The 4,357-nt window shown below is 40.3% G+C and carries 4 protein-coding genes and 1 pseudogene; 1 reads left to right on the top strand and 4 read right to left on the bottom strand.

Translation table 11 applies throughout. The features are described 5' to 3' along the window. The 3 genes from ACTXGO_RS10215 to ACTXGO_RS10225 form a co-directional block, all read right to left on the bottom strand. On the bottom strand, positions 1-1,016 hold a 1,016-nt coding region (locus ACTXGO_RS10215), incomplete at its 3' end, for an alpha/beta hydrolase (RefSeq protein ID WP_443574337.1). Between the two features lie 65 nt (positions 1,017-1,081). Beyond that, entirely contained in the window at positions 1,082-1,387 is a 306-nt protein-coding gene (locus ACTXGO_RS10220) for a putative quinol monooxygenase (RefSeq protein WP_443574339.1), read from the bottom strand. Between the two features lie 22 nt (positions 1,388-1,409). Further along, a complete protein-coding gene (locus ACTXGO_RS10225) occupies positions 1,410-2,255 on the bottom strand; it encodes an SDR family NAD(P)-dependent oxidoreductase (RefSeq protein ID WP_443574341.1) in 846 nt (281 codons plus the stop codon). Positions 2,256-2,573: 318 nt separating this feature from the next. Here ACTXGO_RS10225 and ACTXGO_RS10230 point away from each other — a divergent pair, with 318 nt between their 5' ends. Next, complete coding sequence (locus ACTXGO_RS10230) at positions 2,574-3,932, top strand: AbiH family protein (RefSeq protein WP_443574343.1); 1,359 nt, start codon at positions 2,574-2,576, stop codon at positions 3,930-3,932. Positions 3,933-4,048: 116 nt separating this feature from the next. On the opposite strand, the pseudogene ACTXGO_RS10235 reads toward ACTXGO_RS10230, so the two are convergent. Further along, positions 4,049-4,357, bottom strand: a pseudogene (locus ACTXGO_RS10235) (excinuclease ABC subunit UvrA); the annotation flags it as partial.

Consider the following 4,357-nt stretch of genomic DNA (forward strand, 5'->3'; position numbering starts at 1 on the left):
GCCACTTTTGCATCCTCAATCTCACCTGCAAACATCAAAAACAAATGCGGCATGGTCTCATAAATGGTGAGCTGAGTCTCTACACCGGCTTCTTCAAGTTTATTCGCATAAGCCACGCCTTCATCGCGCAAAGGATCGAATCCTCCGACCAAAACAACGGCAGGAGCGACGCCTTCTAAATCACCAAATATCGGCGATGCCATCGGGTCTTTGGTATCCGCTTTATCGTTTATGTATTGCTCTTGGAACCAGCGCATCTTTACGCGCTCTAAGAAAAAACCTGTCGCAAATAGCTCATACGACTCATACTCACGGCTCATATCGACCCAAGGCACCCATAATAGTTGCAATTTTGGCGGATAGGTATCGTCTTTGGTTTGCTGCGCGACGACAGCCGCTAAGTTACCACCTGCGCTGTCACCACCGACCGCCAGACGCGTCGCATCAACACCAAACTTATCGGCATTATTGGCAACATGACGGAAAGCTGCCAGTCCATCATTGACAGGAGTAGGGAAGGGGTGCTCAGGCGCGAGGCGATAATCGACTGCGATGACGGTGCAATTACCATCTGCCGCCAAATGCTGACAGACCAAATCGTGTGATTCAAGTGAGCCTGCCACATAACCACCACCATGAAAAAACACCAAAGCAGGCTGATTATTATCTTTGACTTTGCGATGTCGATAACGACGTAGCGTTATGCTATCACCGCCTGATACGTCAAGGGGAAAGTCATCGCTGATGATATCTTTATGATTAGACTGCGCGAGTAATGGCCCTTGTGCATCGATCTGTCTGCGCGTGCTGGCAACGCTCGCTAGGTGATTGGGCGGTGGACCAAATAGCTTAAGAATGACTTGCACTGAGACATCCAAAGTCTGACCGTCTATGGCGATGGGCTTACCTGCGATTTTGCGTAGAATAGGCTTGGGTAGGTGGACTATTTTTCTAACGATAGTTTTTTGTGCTTTGAATGCGAGTTTTTTTAGCTTTGGATGGTTTTTGATTTTCATTGAAGATGTCCTTATCTTGATCGATGATAATAAACCGTTACGCCTTAGTTTTATGTCTACAAACCTTACGCAATACGGGTCATTTGCGTAAGATTAGAGTCTTCGATCATATCCTTTGTGACCTTCATAAAGTTTTGAAAATGCTCGCTTTGTCCATGCTGTTCCATAAGCTCCTGACTCTCCCAGACCTCATAAGTAATGAAGTGATTCGGATTGTCATTATCTTGATGGATATTATATTGCATAGCGCCTTGTTCGGCTTGTGATGCCTTTGCCAGCTTGAGTAGCTCAGACTTGAGGCTTTCGGCGTGTTCAGGTTTAGCTGTGATATTAGCAACGAGGGTAATAGCCTGTTTTTCTTGAGTGTTCATAAGTGTTTCCTATGGTTGAATATTATAGTGATTGTAATAAATTCTGAGTTTGGCGTTTAAGTTCGGTAATGGCGTCTTTATTTAACGCATCAGTATGCGGTTGTCCGAACTCGCCTCTAGCCTCGCCATGCGCGCCATCCTTGATGTCATTATCAAAGTATTTACCCGTATCATCAGCGAACTCATCCGAGATGGCAAGCGCGGTTAGGATATTCGCGCCTTTATCTGCTGATGACCAGTATTTGCCATAAGCCTCATCGACCATTTTGGTATTGAGTAACGAGCCAGGATTGACCGCGATGACGTTGATATTATCATCTGCGACGGTATCGGCTAAGTCCATACTCCACATCGTGAGTGCTAGCTTGCTTTGCGCGTAGGCGTCTTTGTCATCGAGACGTTCGTTCCCTGCAAAAGCGGGATAGGATATTGGTGCTTGCGCCGCTGAGCTTAGATTGACAATGCGCGCTTGATTAGACTTTTTAAGTAGTGGTAATAAGGCGTTGGTTAACTCATGAGGCGCTAAATAATTGACCACGAAACGCACGTCCAATCCGTCTTTGGTCACGGGCGATGCGGTGGTATAAATCCCGGCGTTATTGATAAGGACATCAAGCTTTGATATCTTGTCATTCACTTCTGCTGCCATGCTACGCACCGCATTTAAATCTGACAAATCCGCCACAAACCCATCAATATTGTCCGTCGATGCGCTAGTCGCTACTGCTTTGACCTCCATAATAACGCTAGCAAGTTTTTCGACATCTCTGCCATGCAAATAGACTTGATGTCCCGCTTTTGCTAAATTTAAAGCGGCAAGTTTGCCAATGCCATCCGTGCTGCCAGTGATTAAAATAGTCTTAGCCATGAGTCATCCTTATATTTTCAATTATTATTTAGATTTTGGATGTGTTCTATTTTATCGGTCGTTATGGGGCGGATTGTAATGAAAGTGTTGTGATTGGAGACGTGGTGTAATTGAGAGGGTTTTTGGTGGGTGTATTATTTGTTGGATGTCGCAGGCTCTACGCCAACCTCCAACCTCCAACCTACGGATTAGCCATAATTAAAGAATATTCTGTAACTTGGTATCGAGGTACGAGACCTAACAAGATAGTTTGGTACAATACTTTAATAAAAGTGTTTTTTCTTCAACTTAACCTACAAACTATTAAAGAGAAGTTTCATGATTGTGAGAGATAGAATATTGATAATTGGTAATGGCTTTGATTTGGCTCATTACTTACCAACGAAATATGAACATTTTATTCATGTAATGAAAGTGGTAGAAGAAGCCTCATCAAATACCTCACTATCATTTGATTATCTATATAAGGACTTTTTAGATGATGAAGATTTTATTTTAACAAAATGTAAAGAGCTATATAAAACAGAAGAGCTAGAAATAACAGTAAAGCAAATAGATGGATTGAAAAAAAAGCTGATAGATAGTCACTGGTTTCGGTTTTTCAAAAGTCAAGTTGATAGCGGGGTAGATACGTGGATAGATTTTGAGAATGAGGTCAAAGATACTCTTAATTCGGTATGTAGCTTAATAGATGAAATGGAAGGAGAACCTCAGCACTTCCGTGTAACAGACGATAAAAAAGAAGCAAGTATACAGTCAAGTTTAATTAGAGAAAAAATGTTTAGAAAGCATCCAGCTATTTCTAAAATATTATGGCAATTTAATATTATAGAAAGGGAACAGTTTGATATAAGAAAGCTTACTTTGAATAAAGAGTTTGTTAAATATTATCATGAGCATGCTGTTTACTTAGATACAAATAAAATATTTTTAAGTTTAACTAAGCATTGGAACGATTTTATTGATATATTTTCTATGTATATCGAGTATATCAATACATTCGAACCTAGAAAGAAATTAGCTTTACCTAAAGTTTTATCAAAAGATGAGTGTACTATTTATAGCTTCAATTATTCTTCTACTGTCGAAAGGCTCTATAACCATGCTCATACACAATTTCTACATGGAAAGACAGGAGGCAATAAGGCTAATACAATAGTCTTAGGCATATCTGACTTAGAAAATAAGATTCTAGTAGAAGAAAAGGCCTACGGGTTTGTGAAATACTATCAGAAACTAGTTAATAATACAGACTATCAATTTCTAAGAGGTAATCCTGATATAACTGATTTAGATAGAGAAAAATTTGAATATGGTGCCATAGGTGAAAACGAGTTAATTGAAATATACCTTTGGGGACATTCTCTAGACTCTTCTGATAGCGATTATATCGAGGAAATATTCGGGTTTAACCAAGATTCAAACCCTTCTATCAACGTAATTGTCTATTATTTTGGTTCTCCACATGCACAGCTTGCTAATTTAATTTCTATAATGGGTAAAAATGTCATTGAAAAGTGGATGAAAGAAGGTTGGTTGGAGTTCGTAGAAAGCCCTGATATTTATCAGCTAAATGCAGATAAAGGCTATGAAGATAAACTAAGTAAGAAAAGTGAGAAAAAACCAATGCAATTATTTGGTAAAGCAAATAAAAAATCAATATTTTCAGATATTTAAAATCTATTTATAAGCTTGATTTAAACCTAAAGTTATTGTTTTTGAAAATGAGGGGGACGGCGAAAAAAAGGCCACCCCAAAAGAGTGACCTTTAAATGACAACCGAAACTAAAATACTAACTCGCCTCAGACATCGCTTGCTTAAGCATCGGCTTTAAGAACTCACCCGTATACGAGCCTTTCACTTCTGCCACTTCTTCAGGCGTCCCTTCTGCGATAATCAGTCCACCACCTTTGCCGCCTTCAGGACCAAGATCAATGACCCAATCGGCAGTTTTAATAACGTCAAGATTATGCTCGATGACCACGATGGTATTGCCTTTATCACGTAGCGCATGCAGGATATTAAGCAGCTTATCAATATCATGGAAATGCAAACCAGTGGTCGGCTCATCCAAGATATACAGCGTTTGCCCCGTATCGCG

The organism is Psychrobacter sp. T6-1, assembly GCF_052258445.1.